At 70.3% G+C, this 23,733-nt stretch carries 21 protein-coding genes and 1 pseudogene; 10 read left to right on the forward strand and 12 right to left on the reverse strand.

Features of this window, described 5'->3' with window-relative positions:
* Positions 1-97 precede the first annotated feature (97 nt).
* Both H180DRAFT_RS12440 and H180DRAFT_RS12445 read left to right on the forward strand, forming a co-directional pair.
* On the forward strand, positions 98-961 hold the full coding sequence (locus H180DRAFT_RS12440) for a DUF4097 family beta strand repeat-containing protein (RefSeq protein WP_055486090.1): 864 nt from the start codon (positions 98-100) through the stop codon (positions 959-961).
* 1 nt (position 962) lies between these two features.
* Entirely contained in the window at positions 963-1,973 is a 1,011-nt protein-coding gene (locus tag H180DRAFT_RS12445; protein ID WP_055486091.1) for a PadR family transcriptional regulator, read from the forward strand.
* A 260-nt stretch (positions 1,974-2,233) separates the two neighbouring features.
* Here H180DRAFT_RS12445 and H180DRAFT_RS12450 read toward each other — a convergent pair whose 3' ends face one another.
* From H180DRAFT_RS12450 to H180DRAFT_RS12465, 4 genes are all read right to left on the reverse strand, one after another.
* A complete protein-coding gene (locus H180DRAFT_RS12450) occupies positions 2,234-3,196 on the reverse strand; it encodes a zinc-binding dehydrogenase (RefSeq protein WP_055486092.1) in 963 nt (320 codons plus the stop codon).
* Positions 3,197-3,289: 93 nt separating this feature from the next.
* Entirely contained in the window at positions 3,290-4,051 is a 762-nt protein-coding gene (locus H180DRAFT_RS12455; RefSeq protein ID WP_055486093.1) for an amino acid ABC transporter ATP-binding protein, read from the reverse strand.
* Positions 4,048-5,034 (reverse strand): amino acid ABC transporter permease, encoded by a 987-nt coding sequence (locus H180DRAFT_RS12460; protein WP_055486094.1) that lies wholly within the window; start codon positions 5,032-5,034, stop codon positions 4,048-4,050. The genes H180DRAFT_RS12455 and H180DRAFT_RS12460 overlap by 4 nt, the downstream gene beginning before the upstream one ends.
* A gap of 258 nt (positions 5,035-5,292) precedes the next feature.
* A complete protein-coding gene (locus H180DRAFT_RS12465; protein ID WP_079100063.1) occupies positions 5,293-6,252 on the reverse strand; it encodes an ABC transporter substrate-binding protein in 960 nt (319 codons plus the stop codon).
* A gap of 656 nt (positions 6,253-6,908) precedes the next feature.
* Here H180DRAFT_RS12465 and H180DRAFT_RS12470 point away from each other — a divergent pair.
* Complete coding sequence (locus H180DRAFT_RS12470) at positions 6,909-8,105, forward strand: NAD(P)-dependent malic enzyme (RefSeq protein ID WP_055486095.1); 1,197 nt, start codon at positions 6,909-6,911, stop codon at positions 8,103-8,105.
* A gap of 149 nt (positions 8,106-8,254) precedes the next feature.
* Here H180DRAFT_RS12470 and H180DRAFT_RS12475 read toward each other — a convergent pair whose 3' ends face one another.
* Positions 8,255-9,088 (reverse strand): class I SAM-dependent methyltransferase, encoded by an 834-nt coding sequence (locus H180DRAFT_RS12475; protein ID WP_254665999.1) that lies wholly within the window; start codon positions 9,086-9,088, stop codon positions 8,255-8,257.
* Between the two features lie 85 nt (positions 9,089-9,173).
* Between H180DRAFT_RS12475 and H180DRAFT_RS12480 the strand changes: the two genes are divergently transcribed.
* Positions 9,174-9,872 (forward strand): CGNR zinc finger domain-containing protein, encoded by a 699-nt coding sequence (locus H180DRAFT_RS12480; RefSeq protein WP_055486096.1) that lies wholly within the window; start codon positions 9,174-9,176, stop codon positions 9,870-9,872.
* Here the strand turns inward: H180DRAFT_RS12480 and sodX are convergent.
* A pseudogene (gene sodX, locus H180DRAFT_RS30415) lies at positions 9,818-10,132 on the reverse strand (nickel-type superoxide dismutase maturation protease); the annotation flags it as partial. The gene H180DRAFT_RS12480 and the pseudogene sodX overlap by 55 nt on opposite strands.
* A gap of 246 nt (positions 10,133-10,378) precedes the next feature.
* Between sodX and sodN the strand changes: the two are divergent.
* Entirely contained in the window at positions 10,379-10,774 is a 396-nt protein-coding gene (sodN, locus tag H180DRAFT_RS12490) for a superoxide dismutase, Ni (RefSeq protein ID WP_028434210.1), read from the forward strand.
* 200 nt (positions 10,775-10,974) lie between these two features.
* Here the strand turns inward: sodN and H180DRAFT_RS12495 are convergent, their stop codons facing one another.
* Positions 10,975-13,098 (reverse strand): IPT/TIG domain-containing protein, encoded by a 2,124-nt coding sequence (locus H180DRAFT_RS12495; protein ID WP_074466767.1) that lies wholly within the window; start codon positions 13,096-13,098, stop codon positions 10,975-10,977.
* A gap of 619 nt (positions 13,099-13,717) precedes the next feature.
* Here H180DRAFT_RS12495 and H180DRAFT_RS12500 point away from each other — a divergent pair.
* Positions 13,718-14,497: a hypothetical protein gene (locus H180DRAFT_RS12500; RefSeq protein WP_254666000.1), complete on the forward strand. Its 780-nt coding sequence runs from the start codon at positions 13,718-13,720 to the stop codon at positions 14,495-14,497.
* A gap of 466 nt (positions 14,498-14,963) precedes the next feature.
* On the opposite strand, the gene H180DRAFT_RS12505 is transcribed toward H180DRAFT_RS12500, so the two are convergent.
* The 3 genes from H180DRAFT_RS12505 to H180DRAFT_RS12515 form a co-directional block, all read right to left on the reverse strand.
* Complete coding sequence (locus H180DRAFT_RS12505) at positions 14,964-16,130, reverse strand: N5-glutamine methyltransferase family protein (protein ID WP_055486098.1); 1,167 nt, start codon at positions 16,128-16,130, stop codon at positions 14,964-14,966.
* Between the two features lie 64 nt (positions 16,131-16,194).
* Positions 16,195-17,148 carry an EamA family transporter gene (locus H180DRAFT_RS12510; protein WP_254666001.1) on the reverse strand — a complete coding sequence of 318 codons (954 nt, stop codon included), beginning with the start codon at positions 17,146-17,148 and terminating at the stop codon, positions 16,195-16,197.
* Positions 17,145-17,402 carry a hypothetical protein gene (locus H180DRAFT_RS12515; RefSeq protein WP_055486099.1) on the reverse strand — a complete coding sequence of 86 codons (258 nt, stop codon included), beginning with the start codon at positions 17,400-17,402 and terminating at the stop codon, positions 17,145-17,147. The genes H180DRAFT_RS12510 and H180DRAFT_RS12515 overlap by 4 nt, the downstream gene beginning before the upstream one ends.
* Before the next feature lie 298 nt (positions 17,403-17,700).
* Here H180DRAFT_RS12515 and H180DRAFT_RS12520 point away from each other — a divergent pair, with 298 nt between their 5' ends.
* Positions 17,701-17,937, forward strand: a complete 237-nt coding sequence (locus tag H180DRAFT_RS12520) for a hypothetical protein (protein WP_055486100.1) — start codon at positions 17,701-17,703, stop codon at positions 17,935-17,937.
* Positions 17,938-18,211: 274 nt separating this feature from the next.
* Here the strand turns inward: H180DRAFT_RS12520 and H180DRAFT_RS12525 are convergent, their stop codons facing one another.
* Both H180DRAFT_RS12525 and H180DRAFT_RS12530 read right to left on the reverse strand, forming a co-directional pair.
* Entirely contained in the window at positions 18,212-18,742 is a 531-nt protein-coding gene (locus H180DRAFT_RS12525; RefSeq protein ID WP_055486101.1) for an NUDIX hydrolase, read from the reverse strand.
* Positions 18,743-18,830: 88 nt separating this feature from the next.
* The gene (locus tag H180DRAFT_RS12530) at positions 18,831-20,207 is read right to left on the reverse strand and encodes an NsdA family TPR-like regulatory protein (RefSeq protein ID WP_055486102.1); all 1,377 of its coding nucleotides are present in this window, start codon (positions 20,205-20,207) and stop codon (positions 18,831-18,833) included.
* Positions 20,208-20,435: 228 nt separating this feature from the next.
* Between H180DRAFT_RS12530 and H180DRAFT_RS12535 the strand changes: the two genes are divergently transcribed.
* The 3 genes from H180DRAFT_RS12535 to H180DRAFT_RS12545 all read left to right on the forward strand — a co-directional run bounded on the left by H180DRAFT_RS12535 (position 20,436) and on the right by H180DRAFT_RS12545 (position 23,727).
* Positions 20,436-22,004, forward strand: coding sequence for a helix-turn-helix domain-containing protein (locus H180DRAFT_RS12535; protein ID WP_055486103.1), 1,569 nt, complete (start codon positions 20,436-20,438; stop codon positions 22,002-22,004).
* A gap of 83 nt (positions 22,005-22,087) precedes the next feature.
* A complete protein-coding gene (locus H180DRAFT_RS12540; protein WP_055486104.1) occupies positions 22,088-22,678 on the forward strand; it encodes an N-acetylmuramoyl-L-alanine amidase in 591 nt (196 codons plus the stop codon).
* A 128-nt stretch (positions 22,679-22,806) separates the two neighbouring features.
* Entirely contained in the window at positions 22,807-23,727 is a 921-nt protein-coding gene (locus H180DRAFT_RS12545) for a 1-aminocyclopropane-1-carboxylate deaminase/D-cysteine desulfhydrase (RefSeq protein WP_055486231.1), read from the forward strand.
* Positions 23,728-23,733 lie beyond the last annotated feature (6 nt).

Here is a 23,733-nt window from a genome sequence, read left to right on the forward strand (position 1 = left end):
GGTGAACGCGATATGTCGCTGTCTGCCGTCGCCTCCGGTGACGGGTCGCGGCGTCGTCCGCGCTCGCCCCCGCCGTACGCCTACCCGGGAGGCCGCCGTGCCCGCCGAACGCCCCTCTTGGTCGATCTCCGAGCCGCAGACCCTCCGGATCGACGAGCCCATCGAATCGCTCCAGGTACGCATCGTGGGCGGCAGCGTCAACATCGTCGGCACCGGCGAGCCCGGCGCCCGCGTCGAGATCGGAGAGGTGGAGGGCCCCCCGCTCACGGTGACGCGCAAGGGCGGCTCACTGGTCGTCGCCTACGAGGACGTGCCCTGGCAGGGCTTCCTCAAGTGGCTGGACCGCAAGGGGTGGAACCGCCACGCGGTCGTCTCGGTCTCCGTGCCCGCACAGGCGCGGCTCTCCGTCGGCGTCGTCGGAGCGAACGCCTTCGTCTCCGGCGTCACGGGCCGTACGGACGTGCGCGGAGTCAGCGGCGACACCACCCTCGTCGGGATCGGCGGACCGGTCCGCGCCGAGACCGTCTCCGGAAACGTCGAGGCCCAGGGCCTCACCGGAACCGTCGGCTTCAACTCCGTCTCCGGCGACCTGACGGTCATCGACGGCCGCCCCGCCGTCAGGGCCGACTCGGTCAGCGGCTCCATGATCCTCGACCTGGACACCGCCGGCACCGGCAAGGAGACGGACATCGCGCTGGGCACGGTCTCCGGCGAGGTCGCCCTCCGGCTCTCGGACCCCGTGGACGCCACCGTGGAGGTGAGCACCGCGAGCGGCGGCGTCTCCAGCGCCTTCGACGAACTGCAGGTCGAGGGGCAGTGGGGCGCGAAGAAGGTGAAGGGCAGGCTCGGCACCGGCGACGGCCGGCTGCGGGCCAGCAGCGTCTCGGGCTCCATCGCCCTTCTGCGGCGCGCGGAACCCCTCCACGACGACGAGGACCTCCTCCTCAGCAAGGACGTCTGACATGCCTCCCGTCTTCGCTCACGGCCGGCTGCGCCTCTATCTGCTCAAGCTCCTCGACGAGGCGCCGCGGCACGGCTACGAGGTGATCCGGCTGCTGGAGGAGCGCTTCCAGGGCCTGTACGCGCCGTCGGCCGGCACCGTCTACCCGCGCCTTGCCAAGCTGGAGGGCGAGGGCCTGGTCAGTCACGCCACCGAGGCCGGCGGCCGCAAGGTCTACTCGATCACCGAGGCAGGCCGGGCCGAACTGGCCGACCGCGAGGACGAGTTGGCGGAGCTGGAGGTCGAGATCAGCGAATCCCTGACCTCCCTGGCGGCCGACATCCGCGAGGACGTCAGCGGCTCCGCCCGCGACCTGCGGCGCGAGATGCGCGAACAGGCCCGCCGTACCCGTACGGACGGAACGGGCATGCCCTCGGGCAGCCGGCCGGGCATGACCGAGAAGGAGGCATGGCAGCAGGCCAAGGAGGAGATGAAGCGGGCCAAGGAGGAGTGGAAGGAACAGGCCCGCCGCGCCAAGAGGGAGACCCAGCAGGCCAGACGCCAGGCGAAGGAGGCCCAGGCGCACGCGGCCGCCGTGGAGGAGGTGCAGCGCATCGCCCGGCAGGTGCAGGAGCAGGTCCAGTCACGGGCGAAGTCCGGTGACTGGCCGGGCGCCGTGCGCGACGGCATGTCCGAACTGGCCCGTGAAATGGGCAACTTGGGCCGCATCTCGGAGTACACGACGGCCTGGTTCCCCAACCTGCGGCAGGAGCCGTCCGCCGGCGGCGAGACGACCGGCCCCCAGGCCCCCGAGTGGGCGAAGGAGCAGGACACCCCGAGCGCCGACCCGGGCCGCGAACTGGAACGCCTCCTCGACCACTTCCGGGACGACGTGCGGGACGCGGCACGCGATCACGGCGTGACCGAGGAGCAACTGCGCGAGGCGCGGCGCCAACTGTCGGCGGGGGCTGCCCACATGGTCGCCCTGCTGCGCGGCCCCGAAGGCCACGTGGAACGGGACGCCGACAGCTGAACCGACGGGGCCCGGCCGCCGGCCGGGCCTCATCGTCACGTGGACCTCCTTCGTCACCGGCCGATGATCGCAGGCCGGCCACTCCGGCGGGCCCGCAGCAGAGCGCGTCACCCCGAAGCGGTACGGATGCCGCTTCGGGGTGACCGCGCGCGTTGCCTGTGCTGCAGCATGGTTGTCAGCGGCGGCGCCCGTGACACGGACCCACGGGAGCCGGCGGCGGAACGAGCGCCGCGCGGCAGCGGGCGCCGCCGGCCGGCCGGTCAGACCGTCAGCACGACCTTGCCGAACAGCTCGCCCTCCGCCATCTTCGCGAAACCCTCGCGGGCCCGGTCCAGCGGCAGCGTCGAGTCGATGACGGGCCGTACGCCCTTGGCGGCGCAGAAGTCCATCAGCGAGGCCAGCTCCTCCTTGCTGCCCATCGTCGAGCCGACGACCTTCAGTTCGAGGAAGAAGATCCGGTTGAGCTCCGTGGCGGGCGGGTTGGGTCCGCTCGTGGCGCCCGAGATGACGACTGTTCCGCCCGGCTTGAGGGACTTCAGCGAGTGGGACCAGGTGGCGGCGCCCACGGTCTCCAGCACGGCGTCGACGCGCTGCGGCAGCCGCGCGCCGGTCTCCACGGCGGCCTCCGCGCCGAGTTCGACGGCACGCTTGCGCTTGGCCTCGTCCCGGCTGGTGGCGAAGACCCGCAGCCCGGCGGCGGCGCCCAGCACGATCGCGGCCGTCGCGACGCCGCCGCCCGCGCCCTGCACGAGCACGCTGTCACCGGGCCGGACGCCCGCGTTGGTGAAGAGCATGCGGTACGCGGTCAGCCACGCCGTCGGCAGACAGGCCGCCTCCTCGAAGGAGAGTTCCTTCGGCTTGGGCAGCACGTTCCACCGCGGCACGGCGACGCGTTCGGCGAACGTGCCCTGGTACTTCTCCGTCAGCAGGGTCCGCTTCTCGTCCGGGCCGACGCCGTGGCCGGTCGCACCGATGACCGAGTGCAGGACGACTTCGTTGCCGTCGGCGTCGATGCCCGCGCCGTCGCACCCCAGGGTCATCGGCAGCAGCTCCTCGCCGAGCCCGACCCCCCGCAGGGACCACAGGTCGTGGTGGTTGAGCGACGCCGCCTTGACGTCGACGGTCGTCCAACCGTCCGGAACCACCGGTTCGGGACGGTCACCCAGTTCCAGTCCGTCCAGCGGCTGGTCCTTGTCGATTCGCGCGGCGTATGCAGCAAACATGATCAGGACGCTACTCGCGCGGGGGGCCGGCCAGCCACCCCCCGCCCCGCCGAAGCGACAGATCTCACGGACGCGCCGGACGCGCCCGGCGCCTCACAGCACCTTGGAGAGGAAGGACTTCGTCCGCTCGTGCTGCGGGTCGCCGAGGACGTCCCGGGGGTTGCCCGACTCCACGACCACCCCGTCGTCCATGAAGACCAGTGAGTCGCCGACCTCGCGCGCGAAGCCCATCTCGTGCGTGACGACGACCATCGTCATGCCGTCCTCGGCGAGGTCGCGCATCACGTCCAGCACCTCTCCGACCAGCTCCGGGTCGAGCGCCGAGGTCGGCTCGTCGAAGAGCATCAGCTTGGGCTCCATCGCCAGCGCCCGGGCGATGGCGACGCGCTGCTGCTGTCCGCCGGAGAGCTGCGCGGGGTAGCTGTCGGTCTTGTCGGCGAGGCCCACGCGGTCGAGAAGGGCACGTGCGCGTTCCTGCGCCTTCGCCTTGCTCTCCCCCTTCACCTGGACCGGCGCCTCCATCACGTTCTCCACCGCGGTCATGTGCGGGAAGAGGTTGAAGCGCTGGAAGACCATGCCGATGTCGCGGCGCTGCGCGGCGACTTCGCGGTCCCGCAGCTCGTAGAGCTTGTTGCCGTGCTCGCGGTAGCCGACGAGCGTGCCGTCGACGTACAACCGCCCCGCGTTGATCTTCTCCAGGTGGTTGATGCAGCGCAGGAAGGTGGACTTGCCCGACCCCGAGGGGCCGACGATGCAGAACACCTCGCGCGGCGCGACCTCCAGGTCGATGCCCTTGAGCACTTCGACCGGTCCGAAGGACTTGTGTACGGCCTCGGCCTTCACCATCGCGTTCATGCGGCGCCTCCCGCTCCCGAGCCCGAACCCGCTCCCGTACCACGGCTGAAGGTGAAGACCAGCTGCCGTGCCCGCTGCCACGGGGTCGCGGGCAGCTGCCGCGACGAGCCCCGTGCGTAGTGCCGCTCCAGATAGAACTGCCCGATGCTGAAGACGGTCGTGATGACGAGGAACCAGATGGTGGCGACGAAGAGCATCTCCACCACCGCACCCGAGTTGTTGCCGATGTTCTGCGACTTGCGCAGCACCTCCTCGTACTGCACCACGGCACACAGGGCGGAGGTCTTCAGCAGGTTGATGAACTCGTTGCCGGTCGGCGGCACGATGACCCGCATCGCCTGCGGCAGCACGATCCGGCGCATGTTCTGCCCGTTGGTCATGCCGAGCGCCTGCGAGGCCTCGGTCTGCCCCTCGTCGACGGACTGGATGCCGGCGCGGCAGATCTCCGCCATGTATGCCGCCTCGTTCAGGCCGAGGCCCAGCAGGGCTGCCATGAACGGCGTCATGACGTCCGTCATCTCGTCCTTGTAGATCGGGCCGAGGTTGAGGACGGGGAAGATCAGCGCCAGGTTGAACCACAGCAGCAGTTGCACGTAGACGGGGGTGCCGCGGAAGAACCAGATGTAGCCCCACGCCACCGAGTTGGTGACCGGGTTCTTCGACATCCGCATCACTGCCAGGACGATGCCGAGAACCAGACCCATGATCATGGACAGCACGCTGACCACGAGGGTGTTCTTGACACCCTGCATGATCTGGTCGTTGAAGAAGAAGCTGCCGACCGAGCCCCATGTCAGGTCCGCCTCCGCGAACGCCTTGACGACGAGGAGGAGAAGCACGATGACGACGGCGGCGGAGACGTAGCGGCCGTAGTGCCGCACGGGTATCGCCTTGATCGCCTCGGGTGCCGTGCCGGCGGTCGGTCGGGGGCCCGCGGTCGCTGCGGATGCGTCGCCGGGCCCCTTGTCGGGAGGAGCGGTCATGGATGTACTGCCTGTCGGTCGGTGGACTGGGGGCACTCTCCCCCGGGCGGGGCCGGGTGCTTCACCCAGCGGTGACCGGGTGGGGGCACTTCCCAGCGGTGGCCGGGGGAGTCACCGGGCGCCTTGCCGGAGGAGCGGGCGCGGACTCGCTGACATCGCTGCCGGGAGGCGTCCGCGTGGCGCCGGTTCGCGGGGGCCGTGCCACGGCCGGCCGGTCACACGACGGGTGGACCGGCCGGCCGGCGGCCGCGATGCGGCTCAGGTACCGCTGTTGATCTTCGCTTCGGAGACCCCGCCGTCCTCGACGCCCCACTTCTTGAGCGCCTTCTCGTAGGAGCCGTCCTCGATGATCTTCGTCAGGGCTTCCTTGAGAGCGCCGCTGAGCTTGTCGTTGCCCTTGGAGACGGCCATGCCGTACGGCGCGGACTCCATCTGCTCGCCGACGACCTCGAAGTCGTCGCCGGTCTTCGCCGCGTTGGCCGCGACGGGGAAGTCGGAGATGTCGGCGACGACGCCGCCGGCCTTCAGCCGGACGCGGGCCTCGTCGTCGTTGTCGAACGGCTCGATCGTCAGCGGCCGCTTGCGGTCCTTCTTACACTTGTCGATCTGCTTCTTGAGGATCTCGTGCGAAGTGGTGCCGCGCTGCGTGGCGACCTTCTTGCCGCACAGCTGGTCGACCGACTCGATCTTCTCCGGGTTGCCCTTCTTGACGAGGATCGAGGAGCCGGCGGTGAGGTAGTCGACGAAGTCGACGCCCTTGCCGACCTTCTTGCCCTGGTCGTCCAGGCCCTCCTGCCGGTCCTTGGTGTCCGTCATCGACGACATGATCATGTCGAAGCGGCCGGTCTGCATGGAGGTGATCAGACCGTCGAAGGTGCCGTTGGTGAACTCGAACCGCACACCGAGGTGCTCGCCCATCGCGTTCGCCAGGTCGGGGTCGAGCCCGACGATCTTCTGCCCGTCCTTGTACTCCATCGGCTTGTACGCGGCATCCGTGCCGACCTTGATGACGCCCGCCTTCTGGATCTTCTTCGGCAGCTTGTCGAAGAGCGGGGCCTTGCTGCCCTGCTTGTCGGCGCTGCCGCCGCTCGCGGAGTCCGTCTGGTCGCCGCAGCCGGTCAGCAGCAGGGCGCCGGTGACCGCCACGGCTATCGGCGCGGCTGTGCGAGCACGCCGGAGGCGCGCGGCCACCGGGCGTCGGAAGTTGCGTGCGGTCATGACAGGGTCCTCCTGCGGATGTGGGAGCGTCCGGTCGGGCACACACCTTCGGGTGTTGTGGCCACGAGGATGCTGCCGATGGATGGTGGAAATCCTGCCATCCGTTCGAGCGGTTACCGAGGACTCGCGAGTCAAAATCGGATAACGGAGGCCCGGTTCCGCATACAGGGCACTCACGCGTCGCGTACGCGGTGTCGCATTCCGTTCGAATGCGGACCCGCAGGAGACCTTGGGCACATTCGGGGGCTGCGCCGAAGACCCTTCACCGGCGGGCGTATTGCGGTCCAGAGATACCCGGCCACCGGCACATTCATGGCGTTCCGTGGGCTAATGTCCGGTTGCCTGCTTCCGGCCTCGGGGAAAGCGGGTCGTAACCGACGGGCTTCGTCAGGTACAAAGGTCGATTACACCCCTCACCCGGGGACCAGGGCGCGTGTGCGGCGCGCCCGGCGTTCGCTCCATCTCCCTCCGGGCCCTCAAGGCCCGGGAGAGACCAGCCCCCTCGGCCCAGCCGCCGGGGGCGGCCCCATCGGCCCAGCGAGCCGGGGCTCCCACCAGGGCCATGGGCCGTGCGGTCGGCGGACGTGGTTGCCCGCCCGTTCCTCAACCTGGGAGCGGCCACTCTCAAGAAGGTTTTCTACAAAGGGGTTCGACAAGTGGCAGCGGAGATCGTCAATTCGAAGGACGGCCTGGACGAGGACGTGATCGATCCGGCCTTCGCCCTGCACCGCGGCGGGAAGATGGCCGTGCAGGCGACCGTCCCGGTCCGCAACGCGGAGGAGCTGTCCCTCGCGTACACGCCGGGCGTCGCCAAGGTCTGCAGCGCCATCGCGCGCCAGCCGGAACTCGTGGCGGACTACACCTGGAAGTCCCAGGTGGTGGCCGTCGTCACGGACGGCAGCGCGGTGCTGGGCCTGGGCGACATCGGCGCCGAGGCCTCCCTCCCCGTGATGGAGGGCAAGTCCATTCTCTTCAAGCAGTTCGGCGGCGTGGACGCGTTCCCGGTCGCACTGGACTGCCGCGAGACCGACGAGATCGTGGAGACCGTCGCACGTCTCGCACCGTCCTTCGGAGGCGTCAACCTGGAGGACATCGCGGCACCCCGGTGCTTCGAGATCGAGGCCAAGCTCAAGGAACGCCTGGACGTGCCGGTCTTCCACGACGACCAGCACGGCACGGCCATCGTCACGCTCGCGGCGCTCCGCAACGCCGCACGGCTGACCAACCGCACGCTCGGCGACCTGCGTACGGTCATCTCGGGCGCGGGCGCGGCCGGTTTCGCGATCGCCAAGATCCTCGTGGAGGCCGGCATCGGCGACGTCGTCGTGTGCGACCGCAAGGGCGTCGTCGCGCAGAGCCGTGACGATCTCACCGACGTCAAGCGGGAGTTGGCCGGCTTCACCAACAAGGAGGGGCGCACCGGTTCGCTCGAGTCGGTGATGGACGGCGCCGACGTCTTCATCGGCGTCAGCGGCGGAACGGTCCCCGAGGCGGCGGTGGCGACGCTCGCCGAGGACTCCTTCGTCTTCGCCATGGCCAACCCGAACCCGGAGATCCACCCGGACGTGGCGTCCAAGTACGCGGCCGTCGTGGCCACGGGGCGCAGCGACTACCCGAACCAGATCAACAACGTGCTCGCCTTCCCGGGTGTCTTCGCCGGCGCCCTTCAGGTGCGGGCCACCGACATCACCGAAGGCATGAAACTCGCCGCGGCGGAGGCCCTGGCGGCCGTCGTCTCCGAGGAGTTGAGCGCGGACTGCGTCATCCCCTCGCCGTTCGACGAGCGGGTCGCTCCCGCGGTGACGGCCGCCGTGGCCGCGGCGGCACGCGCGGAGGGCGTCGCCCGCCGCTGAGAGCCGCTGAGCGCGCCGTCGTCGGACGTCACCGGATGTGCGCGGCGCCGCAGCGGGACGCCTCGACGCGGGGAACTCACCGAGGGCGGTACGGGCAGGCCCTGCCCGTACCGCCCTCACGCGCATCCGGCTGTACGGGCACCCGAGGGCTATTTGAGACCGAGCACGAGCGCGTCGAGGGGCGAGCTCCACACCGGTCGCGCCTCCGAGAAGCCGGCCGCGCGCAGCAGTTCGGCGTGGCGGGCCGGTGACTGCACCTCTCCGTCGGCGTGGTCGCCGTTGAGCGGGTTGCCGATGGTGCGGAAGCGCTCGGCGACTGCGCCGGCCACCGCGGGCTCCCGGGACAGGCCGTCCCACCAGGCGACCCAGTCCTGCGTCCCCGCCGCCTCGGCCCGTTCGCGGCGCTCCTTGTCGAAGGCGTGCGCCGCCTCGTTGATGCGGGGCGTGGTCCCGTCCGGCATGTGGTCGGCGTTCATGAACACCCCGCCGTCGCGGAGCACCCCCGCGATCTGCCCGTAGAGCACGCCGAGTTCGTCGGTGCGCAGCCAGTGCAGGGCGGTGGCGGTGAGCACCGCGTCGTACGAGCGGTAGGGGAGCCTGCCCGTCCACTCCGGGTCGGTCAGGTCCGCGCTCACGAACTCCACGCGCTCGTCGCCCGCGAAGTAGCCGCGCGCGATCATGAGAAGGGCCGGGTCGAGGTCCACTCCCGTCGACCGCGCCCCGGGGAAGCGCCGCAGCAGCCGCCGCGAGATGCTGCCCGTCCCGCAGGCCAGGTCGAGCACCACGGGCCCGGGGGCGCCGGCAGCGTCCTCTTCCGCGGGGCCGGATGGAGCGGTCAGCGCCTCGGTCATGTCGAACATGACCCGGAAGCGCTCCTCGCGGTCCGGGAGGTAGAACTCCTGCTGCCGGTCCCAACTCTCCTGCCATGCACGCCAGTCCGGGCCCGCCCCTGCGATCTTCGCGTCGTCCGTGCAGTCCGCCACGCCATCCTCCAGGATGTAATACCCTCTGACCGAAACCGCTCATTACTTCAACGGTGACGATAGCCCGCGGCCGTAAGGACCACAAGTGGAGCTCAGCCATTACTCGGACCTGGCGGTCCGCCTGGTCAACACCGAGGAGCCGGAGCGCGGCACGGACACCCTCACGTCCGTCGAGTCCGTACGGGAGCTGTACGGCGCCGACCGCACGATGGCCCGCCGCGTGACGGAAGCCGACGTGGCACGGCTGCGGGCCGTACGGACACGGCTGCGCGCCGTCTTCGGCGCCGCCTCCGAGGGCGACGAGACGCGCGCCGTGGACCTGCTCAACGCGCTGCTCATGGAATTCCCCACCAGCCCTCAGATCAGCGGCCACGGCGACCCCGCCGCCGACGGACGCCCCCGCTGGCACATGCACCTCGCGGAGCATCCCGTCACCGCGGCAGCCGGCTACACGGCCACGGCCTGCATGGGCCTCGCGTTCCACCTCACCGACCTGGGCGTGGAACGGCTCGGGATCTGCCAGGCGGCACCGTGCAGCAAGGCGTACCTGGACACCTCCACCAACCGCTCCCGCCGCTACTGCTCCGACCGCTGCGCGACCCGCGCCAATGTCGCCGCCTACCGCGCCCGCAAACGCCTGGAGAGCCGGGAGAGCCGCGAGACCAACGCCGCCGAGGACGGCGACGAGCCGGCGCAAGCCCTCCCGGAGCGGCCCGAAGGCAGCACCACCAGCGGCCGCACCGCCGAGAGAGCCCACGGCAGTGCGGGCCGCAGAGAGCGCTGAGGCCCCCGGCGGGGCCGCAGCCGCACCCAGGCACGCGCCACCATCAAGTCGTCCGGGACGGTCCCGAACTCCCGGCTGTCATTGCGCACCTGCGGATTGTCACCGACCACCCACCAGCCACCCGAACGGCGCTCCACGGCCCGTTTGACGATGAGCAGATCGTGCTGGAGGGGATGCCGCAGCAGCACGACGGCTCCGCGCCGTACGCGGGCGCCGTACTTCACCACCAGCCGGTCGCCGGGACGCAGCGTCGGCAGCATCGACGGGTTGTAGACCTCCGCGAGCCCGATCCGCTTCAGCAACCCGCTCACAGTCCCGCTCCTTCGCTGTCCGTACCCTCGCGACACCCGCGCCCGCTCCGGCATCTGTGCGCCTCACCCCGGTCCCGTCCTCACGTTCACCCAACACTGGACTTTTGTCCTAAGCGCTCGGGGGCACACGCGAAAGGGCCTCCCCTACGGAGTAATCTCACAGGTGAGAAGACGATCACGAGGAAGGACGGCTCTATGCTTTCCCGTCTGTTCGCGCCCACGGTCAAGGTCAGCGCCCACTGCGACCTGCCCTGCGGTGTCTACGACCCGGCGCAGGCCCGCATCGAGGCGGAGTCGGTCAAGGCCATCCAGGAGAAGTACCAGGCCAACGACGACCCGCACTACCGCGCTCGTGCCACCACGATCAAGGAGGAGCGGGCCGAACTGGCCAAGCACCACGTCTCGGTGCTGTGGAGCGACTACTTCAAGCCCCCGCACTTCGAGAAGTACCCGGACCTGCACCAGCTGGTCAACGAGACCCTGAAGGCCCTCTCCACGGCCAAGGGCTCGACCGACCCGGCGACGGGCCAGAAGGCCCTCGACTACATCGCCCAGATCGACAAGATCTTCTGGGAGACGAAGAAGGGCTGAACGTCCTTCGCCTGCACGGGATTTCCACCGCACCCGGTCCGCACGGCGCCCCACGAAGGCGCCGATGCGGACCGGGTGCGGTCTTCGTACACACCTCACGCCACGCCGACAGGTCCCGGAGCAATGCCTCATCCGGGACCTGTCGTGTCCTCAGCACCTTCTACGGGGTGGTGCGTCATGAGATCGGCGGACGTCCGGGGTCAGACGTTCACGATCGCCACCCCGAACGGGTTGTTCCCGACGGTGGTGGTGGTGACGCTGTTGTCGCTGGTGTCGATCACCGACACCGTGCTGCCGCCGTAGTTGGCGACGTAGACCTTGCTTCCGTCCGGCGTGACGGCCACTCCCCTCGGTTCGTTGAAGCCGGCGTCGGTGATGGTGGTGATGACGGTGTTGTCGCTGGTGTCGATCACCGAGACCGAGTTGCCGCCTTCGTTCGTGACGTAGGCCTTGGTTCCGTCCGGGGTGAACGCCACCCCGTAGGGGGAGGTCCCGACGGTGATGGGGGTGCCGGAGACGGTGTTGGTACCGGTGTCGATCACCGTCACCGTGGTGCCGCCGTTGTTGGCGACATAGGCCTTGGTCCCGTCGGGCGTGACCGCAATCTCCCTGGGTGAGTTGAAGTTCGTGCCGTTGATGGTGGTGGTGACGGTGTCAGTCGCGGTATTGATCACGGTCACCGTGTCGTTGGCGGCGTTGGTGACATAGGCGGTGGTCCCGGCAATCGCCACCCAGAACGGGGTGTTGAAGTTCTCGCCGTTGATGGTGTCGGTGACGGTATCGGTGGCGGTATCGATCACCGACACCGTGCTGTCGGTGCTGTTGGGGACGTAGGCCTTGGTCCCGGCAATCGCCACGCCGTACGGGGAGATCCCGACGGTGATGAGACTTCCGGTGACGACGTTGTTGCCGGCGTCGACCACCGTCACCTCTTCCCCGCTGCTGTTGGCGACGTACACCTTGCTTCCGTCCGGGGTGAGCGCCACTCCGGCCGGGCCCTGGAAGTTCTCGCCGTTGATGGTGTCGGCGACGGTGTCGTCGCTGGTGTCGATCACCGACACCGTCGCGTCCGTCTGGTTGGTGACGTAGGCGAAGAGGGTGTAGGTGTAGCTGCCTGTTGCGGTACCGCCCGGTGTGGTGACTTCCACGTCCACCGTCGTGTAGGCCGTGCCCGGGGGTGTGGTTGCGGTGATGGTGGTGTCGTTCTCGACGATGAACGACGTTGCATCAACTCCTCCGAAGGTCACCGATGTTGCACCGGAGAACCCGCTGCCGGAGATCGTCACGTCCTGACCGCCGACTGCTGGACCTGTGGAGGGCTCCACAAGGGTGATTTCTGGTACGACGACGTAGGTGTAGGCGTCTGCGAGGGTGGCATCGCCGTTCGGGGTGCTCACGGTCACAGCCACCGTGCCGCTGCCCGCGGGCACGACCGCGAAGACGGTGTCGTCGTCCGCGACCATGAACGACGTGGCTTCCACTCCCCCGAACGTCACTGATGTTGCGCCGGTGAACCCGAAGCCGGAGATGATCACCTCTTGACCCTCGGGGCCCTCGTCCGGGACCACAGAGGTGACTGCCGGCACATAGGTGTAGGCGTCTTCGAGGGTGTCGCTGCCGTTCGGCGTGGTGACGGTTACGTCCACCAGCGAGCCGGCCACACCGTCGGGTGCGGTCGCGACGACGGTGCTGTCATCGACGAACACGAATCCGGCTTCCACCACGCCGAACTGCACGGACGTCACACCGGTGAATCCGCTGCCGGAGATCGTCACCTGTTGGCCCGCGGGGCCCTCGTCCGGGACCACCGAGTCAACCGACGGTGGTACCGGTACGCCCACGTAGTCATAGGCGATGCCGCAGCCCGGACCCACGGGAGTCACCACGCTCACCAGCACCGTACCGGTCCCGGCCGGGGCGGTGGTCTGGATCACCTTTCCCTGCAGATTGGCGAGGATGGGGGCGCTGGTGCTGCCGAACTTCACATCGGTCGCACCCGTGAATCCGTAACCGACGAGGGTGACAGGAGTGCCGCCCGCAGAAGGCCCGGATGTCGGCTGAACGGCCTGAATCGTCGCACCCGGTGTTCCCGAGTAGCAGAATGCTTTGCCGTTGCTGGTGCCGCTCGGCGTCACGACCGTGACCAGAACCGAACCGCTTCCCGCAGGAACTGTGGCTCTGATGGCTCCGTCGTTGAACAAGGTGAAATTTGCATTGGTGTTGCCGAATTTCACGGCAGTCGCACCTGTGAAACCGGACCCGGCGATCCAGGTCGTGGCTCCCGCAGGCAGTTTTGAAGGCTGAACGGCAGTGATCGCTGGCATATATTTCCTCCTCCGGGACGGGATTCCAGGCAGCAGGCTCCGTGCACCTGGACAACCCTTTCCAACCCCCCGTACACGGCTGGAATCCCGGCCGGAAAGCGGTCACCCCTGCCCCGTTGCTGGGTGTTGCCCATTGCCTCTTACCACAATGGAAGCGAACGCCAGAAACACTCGACAAGGCGTGAACGCAGGCAGAAGATGCATACATAGTGAATACGACAATCCTAGGAAGCATCAACCGCGCCCCTGCGCACCGCCGCACGCCCTCCGGTTTTCCCCTCTGCCGGACCTTCAGGGGGCGTCCGATCAACGGAACAGAACCCGATGGCAACCCGATGGCCCGAAAATCACAACGAGACCGGGGCCGGCCTCTGACCTGCACTCGAAATGGGAGGAACCCAGGGCCGGGCACCAACGGCGTGCGTGAACGCGGCTCGGTCTCAATATTTTGGAAAAGCAACGGAGTTGAACAGCAGACTCAAACTCGCAATTCAGATGTGTCACTCTTGCGAGTGAAGAAGGAACAACCGAACCCCGTCGGCAGCGGACGCCACCATTCTGACTGCAGGGCAACAACACACCTGCCCTGTCCTTCACCGACCAGAATGAGGAGGGAAGCGTGAAAGCTCGCTTCGGCGTTACACGAAGAATGGCTTTGGGGGTCGCCGCGCTGGCTGCGATCGCCGTTTCGTCTGCCCCCGGGCCGGCATCCGCCGCAACCGCCGACTCGGAACACTGGGGTGTGATCACCCGCAACACCATCGGCTCTCCCGTTGCCGAATTGAGGAACGGCCCGTACGGGTCGTTCGGCAAAACGGGCCCCACCTCGAAGCCGCCTTACGGAAAGGGCAGCCTTGGGATCGAGGTGGCGAACAACTCCACCACCCTGACTCCGCCGAGCGAGAAAGTCGACTTCGGCAACGAGGTCGACTTCTACGGTGACCCGGTGCTCGGCCTGAACCAGGTCGGCTTCTACGTCTTCCAGACCGGTGAGAACATCAGCTACGGCGGCGCGAGCAACATGCCGAACATCAGGTTCGAGATCGATCCGAACCTCTCGTCCACACCCACCAACTACTCCACGATGACGTGGCTGCCCGACCCTGTGCCGATGGCGAACGTGGACGCCTGGAGTCCCTACCTGAACGCCGCCACGAGCGGGAAGTGGATGCTCTCGGGCGCCGCGGGGACCGCGACCGGGTGCAACCAAACCACTCAGTGCACCTTCTCGGCGCTCAAAGCCGCGCTGAACGACGGCGGCGATGCGCCGACCATCCTCACCGCGGCAGTGGGCAAGGGGCGCGACAACATGTGGATCGGCGCCGTCGACGGCCTGCGGATCAACCAGAAGATCTACGACTTCGAAGCCAACGGAGTTGTGACCCGTTCGATCCTGTGATGCTTTCCCGCCTCATCGACACCCTCACCGCCTCGGACGAGAGGACACCGCTAGCCATACGCCGGGGCACTGCTGCCCACCGGCCCAACCATCGCCGGGGGACCAAGAAGGGCTGAACACCCTGCGTCCTCGCGGGATTTCCACCGCACCCGGCCCGCACGGCGCCCCACGAAGGCGCCGATGCGGACCGGGTGCGGTCCTTTGTGCACATACGCCGACGCCGACAGGTCCCGGAGGAATGCCTCATCCGGGACCTGGCGTCCTGGTTGCCGACTCCTGTCAGTGCTGCGCCGTGGAAATCCTGTAACTGAGCGGTCTGTTCAGTGTCTTGTGTGCCGAATGCCGGCGGGGCCGGACGCCGCGTCAGCTCCGAGGCGCCGCCGGTGGGACAGCGGCTGGATCACATCGGCCGTCCTCCGGTGCCGTCCCGTCGGTGGCCGGCCGGAGCCCGTCGCCCCTGTGCACCTCACTCCGCGCGCTTCAGCCGCCACAGTGACGTGACCTCCGCGCCGCGGGCGAAGTGCAACGGGTCGGAGGGGTCGGCGGACCGCTTGTGGCGGGGCCGGGCGTCCTCACGGCCCGCGACGGCGAGGCCCGCCCCGGCGATCCAGCCGAGCAACTCCTCGCGCGTGCGCAGCTGAAGACGCTCGGCGAGGTCGGAGAGGACCAGCCAGCCCTCACCGCCCGGGAGCAGGCGCTCGGCCAGCCCGGAGAGGAAACCGCGGAGCATGCGGCTGCCGGGGTCGTAGACCGCGTGTTCCAGCGGCGAGACGGGTTTCGCGGGCAGCCAGGGCGGGTTGCACACGACGAGCGGGGCCCGTTCGGTCCCCGGCGGGAAGAGGTCCGCGGCGACGACGCTCACCTGCCGTGCCACCCCCAGCCGTTCGGCGTTCTCCCGGGCGCAGGCCAGCGCCCGCTCGTCCTGGTCCGTCGCGACGACACGGGCGAGGCCGCGCCGGGCGAGCACCGCTGCCAGTACCCCGGTGCCGGTGCCGATGTCGAACGCGAGCCCGCCCGGGGGCAGTTGGGTACGGGCGACCAGGTCGACGTACTCGCCGCGCACCGGTGAGAAGACGCCGTACGCCGGGTGCACGCGGTCGCCGCCGAGCGCCGGAACGGGTACGCCGCGCTGCCGCCACTCGTGGGCCCCGATGACGCCCAGCAGCTCGCGCAGCGGCACAAGGGAGTGCCCCGCGTCGCCGCCCTCTGCTCCGTACGCCTCGGCGCACGCCTCCCGGATCTCGGGCGCGCGGCGCAGCGGTACGGCGTAACCGTTCTCGCCCCGGGGCCCGGAGTCGAGCGGCACCAGCAGCATCCCCAGCACGCGGGCGCGGCGCGACTGCGCCTGCCTGTACAGGTGGAAGGTCTCCCGCGGGTTCGCTCCGGCCTTCGGCGGCTTTCGGTCGACGCGGCGCCCCAGTGCGGACAGCAGCTGCCGCGCACCGTGGTAGTCGCCGCGCCACAGCAGCGCCGTCCCCTCGCAGGCCAGCTTGTAGGCGGCGTCGGCTGTCATGCGGTCGTCCGCGACGCGGATGTGCCGCGGGGGCCTGGTGCCGCTCTCCGAGCGCCACAGCGCCGTGCGTTCGACGCCGTCCTCGGTCCAGACGGCCAGTGGCCGCTCAAGCTCGCTCACCGGCCCACCCTATGGCGCACGGGAGACCTCACGGCACGGAAGGACCTCACGGCGCGGAAGGACCTCACGGCACGGGCGGCCCGGCGCCCCTGGAACGAGGGGCGGGCGGGGTACGTACCGCGCCCATGCTGGCGACGATGACCAGGCCGATGGCAACGAGCTCCTGCGCTTCGAGGCGCTGGTCGAGCACCAGGAATCCCGCTGTCGCCGCCGCCACCGGCATGAGGCTCATCAGCAGCGCGAAGGTCGCGGCGGGCAGCCTCCGCAGGGCGAACAGTTCGAGCGTGTACGGAACCCCCGAGGAGAGCACCGCCACCGCCGCGCCCAGACCGAGCGTCACCGGGTCCAGCAGCGCGCGGCCGGCGCTCGCGGCGCCCAGCGGCGCACTGATCAGGGCGGCCAGCCCCATGGCGAGGGCGAGCCCGTCGGCTTTCGGGAAGCGGGCGCCCGTACGGGAGTTGAAGAGGATGTAGGCCACCCACATGGCACCGGCGGCCAGGGCGAAAGCGGCGCCCGCGAGGTCGATGCGGCCGAAGCCGCTGCTGCCCAGCAGGTACACGCCGGCCAGTGCCAGCGCGGCCCACAGCAGACTCAGCAGGCGCCGGGAGCCCACGACGGACAGCACGAGCGGGCCGAGCAGTTCGAGGGTGACGGCGGCACCGAGCGGAATGCGGTCGATGGCCTGGTAGAACAGCGTGTTCATGGTGCCGAGCGCGACACCGAGGCCGGTGACGGCGGCCCAGTCCCTGCGGGAGTGCCCGCGCAGGCGCGGCCTGCACACGGCGAGCATGATCAGCGCGGAGAAGACCAGCCGGAGCGCCACGACACCGAGCGCTCCGGCGCGGGGGAAGAGCGTCGCGGCCACGGCGGACCCGAACTGCAGCGACATGGCGCTGCCGACGACCATTCCGACGGCGCCGAGCCGCCCGTGGCCCTGCCGTGCGTACGGGCCGTGGGCGCCGGAGCCGCGCCCGGTGCGGGCCGGGTTCCGCGCGGCGGTACTGTCACCAGAGCTCATGAGCACACGTTATGACCGCCGCGTCGCCGTGGGAAATGCGCACCGGCCTGCGGCTGTGCTCCCTGGGCATGGCCGCTGAACTGCGTCATCCGCGCGGCTTCGTCGCCGTCGCCGTCGCGGACGCCGATGCCGACGCCGGCGCGGACGGACGGCCGGCCGGCCGGGTGCCGCCGCCACGGGCATGCCGTCGGCGTCTTCACGGTCGCCACCTCCGCCTCCACCGTCACCTCCGCCACGGTCGCCGGCTTCGCCATGGTCCGTCGCCACAACCGAGATGCTCCGGGCCCGCACCCCCCGCACCCGCACGGGGTTCGCCCGCCGGGAGCGGCGTCGTACCTCCAATGCTCATCTGGCGCGGGAGCCCCGTCGGTTCGGGAAGGCCCGCTGCCCCGCGGGCGCGACAGCTCGTACGGGTGGCGCTCGGCGTACCGGCTGGGGATGAGCGGGGAACCCGCTGATCACCGCATACGTTTGGACGGGCAGGGACTGGGGGGAATCCGGGCATTTCTCCCGGTGACACAGGCACAGGCACAGCCACAGGAGGCAGGAACGATGGCGGGTTTCCTCGACAGGGCCAAGGAGCAGGCGCAGCGCGGACTGGCCCAGGGCAAGGAGAAGATGGAGGTGGTACAGGCACAGCGCACAAGCAGCGACCTGCTGCGCAAGCTGGGCGCCGCCTACTACTCGGAGCAGCGCGAAGACGGTTCCCGCGCGGACGTGGAGCAGGCGATGACGGCGCTGGAGCAGCACATCGCGCAGCACGGCAAGGACTTCCTGAAGAGCACGTAGCGTCCGGTGCGCGCCGCACCCGTGGCCGCACGGACCGCCCCGGCCCCCCGGCCCTCCGCGGGTCAGGGGGCCGGCGTGCACCCGGAGGTGCTCGGACCGGCCGCGAGGGAGCACCCCGGCCGGACGGACGGCCGGCTCGGACGCTTCCGGGCCCGGGCACTGCCCCGGCCCGGGGACCTCTCCCGGCCCAGGCGCTGCTCCCGGCCCCGGGGCTTCGGCGTATCCCGGCCCCGGGGCTTCGGCGTATCCCGGCCCGGGCCTCGGCGTTTCCCGGCTACCCGAAGCGCAGGCGGTACAGCATCAGCAGTGCTGCCGCAGTGTTCGCGGCTGGGACCTCACCCGCTGCGATGAGGTCCGGAGCCTCCTTCAGCGGCACCCACTCGCGCTTGTCCGACTCGAAGTCGTCCTCGGGATGGCCGGCGTAGTCGGCGCCGTCCGCCCAGTAGATGTGATGCCGCGCGTCGATGAGCCCGTTGGAGGGCTCGACGGTCATCAGGTGACGCAGCGGCCCGGGCCGCCAGCCCGTCTCCTCCAGCATCTCGCGTGCCGCCGCGGCGGCGAGGTCCTCGCCGTCCTCGACGACTCCGGCCGCGAGTTCCCATCCCCAGCTGTCGGTGATGAAGCGGTGCCGCCAGAGCATCAGCACCTCGTTGCGCTCGTTGACCGCGGTGGCCATGGCCACCGGCCGCAGCCGGATCAGATAGTGATCCAGATGACGGCCGTCCGGCAGCAGCACGTCCGCGAGATTGACCCGTAACCACTGGTTCTCGTACACAGTGTGTTCACCCAGGTTCTTCCATCGCACGTATGTGCCCCCTTCCTGACGGAGGTTGGGCACATCCCAGCACGCCGCGGCGCTTGCCTGACAGAGGCGCCGACCGGCCACCCTCCCTTCAGAGAGGAACCCGCAACGTCTCCTCGATCAGCTCCGCCGCCTGCGCGACCGGCGCACCGGGGTGCCGCAGCAGCCGCTCCCGCACGTGCCGCATGCGCTGCCGCAGCAGCTGTGATTCGATGCCCTGCGCCTCGTCGGCCATCCGTGCCGCCGTCTCCGCAGCGCGTTCCGTAGAGCCGGTGCGCAACTCGACGCCGGTGAGCGTGACCAGCCGGTTGACCCGGCCGCGCACGTGAGCGGGTGCCCTCGCGGCCTCCTCGGCATACCGCCGGGCCGGGTCAAGCTCCCCGAGTACGAGCAGCGCCTCCGCCAAACGCACCTGCACCAGGCCCGGTTGGACGTAGCCGGTCTCCTCGGGCTCCTCCTCGGGACGTATGCGGGTGGAGCAGGTCTCGGCACTGCGCATGCAGCTGTGCGCACCCCTGCGATCGCCGATGCGCGCGTACGCCTTCGCCTGCATCGCGTACAGGTCGGTCGCCAGGGCCGGAGTGGAGTGCGGCCCCGGCGTGCGTAACACCGCTTCGGCGCAGGCGATGGCGCGCCGGTTGTCCCCGAGGTGCAGGGCCTGGTTGACGATCAGGGAGACGACGTAGCCGCCGAAGAGACGGTCGCCGGATGCCTTGCCGAGACGCAGCGCCTGGTGGAAGTACCGCTGGGCGAGGCCCTGTTCGTCGGCGTCGTACGCGCAGATGCCGCTGACCGCCGCCAACGCGCCCGCGGCGCGGCACAGTTCGCGTCCGGTGCCGTCGTCGTAGTCACCGCGCAGCAGCGGTGTCACCTCACCTGTCAGGAAGCCGACGACGCGGGGGCGCGTGGCGACACCGCCCGCGTTGCGGTAGAGGTGTTCGTAGTGGCCGCGTGCGGCATGCAGCAGTGCGACGTCCGCCTCCGAGACCTCGCGTCTGCCCTTGTGGGAGACGTCCAGGTCGTCGGGAGGGTTTTCCCACTCCCACACCGGCGCCACCGCCGCCGCGCCCGTCAGCAGCGCCGGTCCGGGGGTGTCGGCGTGCAGCTGGTCGGAGCGCCACGAGACCGCCGCCCGCTCCACGAAGCGGCCCAGCGTGGCCCGTTCGTCGTCCTCCGCCGCCCCTCCGGATGCGTACCGGTCCGCCGCCGGGAGCGCGCCCGGGGGTCCGGCCATGCCTATGTCCGCGAGCGTCAGAGTGCGTTCCAGCCGCGCGCCCAGCACCTCGCATATGAACTCCGGCACCCGGCCGCGCGGACGCTGCCCCTTGAGCCAGCGCGCGACAGCCGTGTGATCGTAACGCAGAGTCACATCGTGCTCCGCGCCGAGGCGATTGACCCTCGAGGCCAGACCGGCCCGGGAGATTCCGGACTGGTCAAGCAGTACGTCCAGTTGACTGTTGGGCTCCATTTCGCCCTCCGGTCGTCCAACCCTTGTTTCAGAGAGTAACGGACATCCGTTCACACGGGGTGTGAAAGTCGCACCTCTGCGTGCGCGCAGCACATGCTCCCCAAGAAGCGGAAGACGCGCTTCGCTTGGGAGCACTCCGTACGCAACTTCGCGTCGGCGCACACAAGGAGGAAATTCCCGTGAACGACCCGATCCGATTCCGCTTCACCATCCGTCAGGTGGCCTCGCATGCGGCCCGGTGAGCGCCACCGCCGGGACCCGACGCCGAACCTCGCACTGCGCTCCTTACTGGAGGAGAGCGGATGGACGCAGGAGGCGTTCGCCCGCGCCCTCGCGAGACTCGGCAACGAGGCCGGCGTCCGGCTCGGCTACGACCGCACGTCCGTCGCCCACTGGCTGCGCGGCAGCCGCCCCTCGCCCAGGGTCCAGGGCTTCATCGCGGAGGCGCTGTCCCGGCGGCTGGGCCGCCCGGTCGCCGTGACCCAACTCGGCATGGGCGACGGCCTGTCCGGCGGCCCGGGTCCGCGGCCGAGGAGAAGCGAGGACCGAGCCGCCTGCGAACTCGGCGACGGCGGCACACAACCGGGCCCGGAGGATCTCTCCGGCCTGCGGGACGGGGCGCCCCCCGCCGACCGCCTGGCGGCCCTCACGGCGGCCGTGGTGGGCCCGCCGCGGGCGGACGCGCCGCCGCCGGCCCCCTACCGGCTGACGCTGGGCACAGCCGGCAACACACCTCGCAGCGCGGGCACTTCGGACGCCGCCGGCACCACGGCCAAGCGCGGCGGCATCGGCGACGAGCCGAGCGAAACCGCGGAGCCCCTCCGTCCCCGTCCGCCCCGGGCACACTTCCCCTCCCTCCCCCGGGGCGGACGGCCCGCCCGGCGCACCACGCCGGACGAGGTCGCATCCGCACGCGAACACGCGCGCTTCTTCGCCCAGCAGGCGGACCGGCACGGCGGCGGCCACATCCGCACGCCGCTCGCGGCCTGCCTCGCGGGGCTGGTGCGCCGGCTGCACACGGGCGGGGAGGGCCCGCATCACCCCCGGCTCGTGGCGGGCGCGGCCCGGTTGAGCTATCTGCTGGGCCGCGTCTACGCGGACGAACAGCGGCACGGCCTGGCCCAGCGCGCGTTCGACACCGCCGCCCAGCTCGCCGCCGAGGGGGAGGACCCCGAATGCGTGGCGCTCGTGCAGCGGGCGCTCAGTTCGCAGGCGTACCAGTTGGGGCACCGCCGCCTGAGCCTCGCCCTCGCCGAATCCGCGTGCGGGACGGCGCCCTCCGACGCTGCACCGTCGACGCGCTCGTTCCTGTACGCGGGGCTCGCGGTCGCGCAGGCGGCGGAGGGCGAACGCAAGCAGGCCCTGGCCGCACTCGGCCGCGCCGAACACGAACTCGCCCGCGCACCGGCCGACTTGACGACCGGGCCCGAATCCCCGGACGGCGGCGAGCCCGTCGGCTCCTACCAGGACGCGGCGCTGCACTACCAGGCGAGCCAGGTGCGGGCGGCGCTGGGAGACCGCGACGGTGCCGTGCGCGAGTTGCACGCCTCGCTGCGTTCCCGTCCGGCCGGCGAACGCCGCTCCCGCGCGCTGAGCGAGGCGGAACTGGCGGAACTGCTGCTCTCCGCGGGGCGGTTGGAGGAGGCGTGCTCGGCGTGGCGGAGCTTCCTGGAGGACTCGGCGCTCGTAAGGTCCGGCCGTGCCCGCCGTGCCCGCGACCGGATGCCACGGCTGCTGCGCCCGTACGCGCAGGAAGCCTGCGTCCAGGGCCTGTTGACGAGGGCGGGCCTCCCCTGAAACGCACGGGAAACGGAGTAAGCGCCCGGCCCGGCGGGCATCACCCCCGAACACACGAGCGCTGAGGAAGGTACGGGGCAGACATGGCCACACCCATCACAGCAAGCGCCTTCGTCGCGGCCCTGGAGAACGAGGGCGTGACGGTCGAAGAGGTCCGCGACTGGCGCAATCACAACCGCAACCACAAGGGCCCGTGGGGCCCGGTCCACGGCATCATGATCCACCACACCGTGACCAGCGGCGCCAAGGAGACGGTCGACCTCATCTACGACGGGCGATCCGATCTGCCCGGACCGCTGGCGCACGGCGCGATCACCAAGGACGGCACGGTTCATCTCGTCGGCCACGGCCGCGCGAACCACGCCGGACTCGGCGACGACGACGTGCTACGCGCGGTGATAGCGGAGGACGACCTGCCCGGACCGAACGAGATGAACACGGACGGCAACCGGTACTTCTACGGCTTCGAATGCGAGAACCTCGGCGACGGCGACGACCCGTGGCCCGAAGAGCAGCTCGACGCCATGGAACGTGCCGCCGCCGCGCTGTGCAGGCATCACGGCTGGACCGAGGACTCGGTCATCGGCCACCTGGAGTGGACGAACCAGAAGTCCGACCCGCGCGGCTTCACCATGGACGCGATGCGCAAGCGCATCGCCGCACGCCTGAAGTGAGGGGACTCTGAGGCGACGGGAGGGGCGGTCGGCGCGACAATGCGGGTGTGAACAGCAGCGCCTCCGCCCCTCACCCGCACTCCGGCTCCCCGTGCCCGGCCGGTGACGGCGCGCCCTCGGCGGACGGCCTGCTCACCGCTCTCGCCCCGCCGCCGCTGCTCCCTTCGCCGCTCCAGGAGATCCGGGACGAGCGCTTCACGGGCCGCGGCGTGCGGCTGCTGCTCAAGCGCGACGACCTGATACACCCGCGTCTTCCGGGCAACAAATGGCGGAAACTCGTCCCTAACCTGCGTGCCGCAGCAGAAGGCGGCCACACCGCGCTGCTGACGTTCGGCGGTGCCTACTCCAACCATCTGCGGGCGACAGCCGCCGCCGGCCGCATGCTGGAGCTGGCCACCATCGGCGTGGTACGCGGCGACGAACTGGCCCGCCGGCCGCTCAACGCCTCACTCGCCCAGTGCGCCGCCGACGGCATGACGCTCCACTTCGTCTCCCGCTCCGACTACAGGCGCCGCCATGAACCGGACTTCGCCGACCGGCTCCTCGGCGGCACCGACGGCACCGACGGCATGCAGATGGCGCGGGAGGCGTTCCGGATACCCGAGGGCGGCAGCAACTCCCTTGCCGTGCACGGCTGCACGGCGCTCGGCGAGGAACTGCGCGACCGCACCGACGTCGCCGCCGTCGCGTGCGGCACCGGCGGCACCCTGGCCGGCCTCGCCGCCGGTCTCGGTGCCGGGCGGAGCGCACTCGGCATCCCGGTGCTGCGCGGGGGCTTCCTCGCCGGCGACGTCGGTGAGCTGCAGCGAAGCGCGTTCGGCGGCCCGCGCGGCACCTGGCGTCTGGACGAGCGGTTCCACTTCGGCGGCTACGCCCGCGTCGACCGCGAACTGGACGAATTCGCCGACGACTTCGCCGCCAGGCACGCCCTGCCGCCGCTGGAGCGGGTCTACGTGGCCAAGCTGCTGTTCGCGCTCACCGCACTCGTGGAAGAGGGTGCCTTCGCCCCGGGCAGCACCGTGACCGCCGTCGTCACCGGCCGGCGTTAGCGTGGA

This window comes from Streptomyces sp. WMMB 322 (assembly GCF_900090145.1).
Taxonomy (GTDB): domain Bacteria; phylum Actinomycetota; class Actinomycetes; order Streptomycetales; family Streptomycetaceae; genus Streptomyces.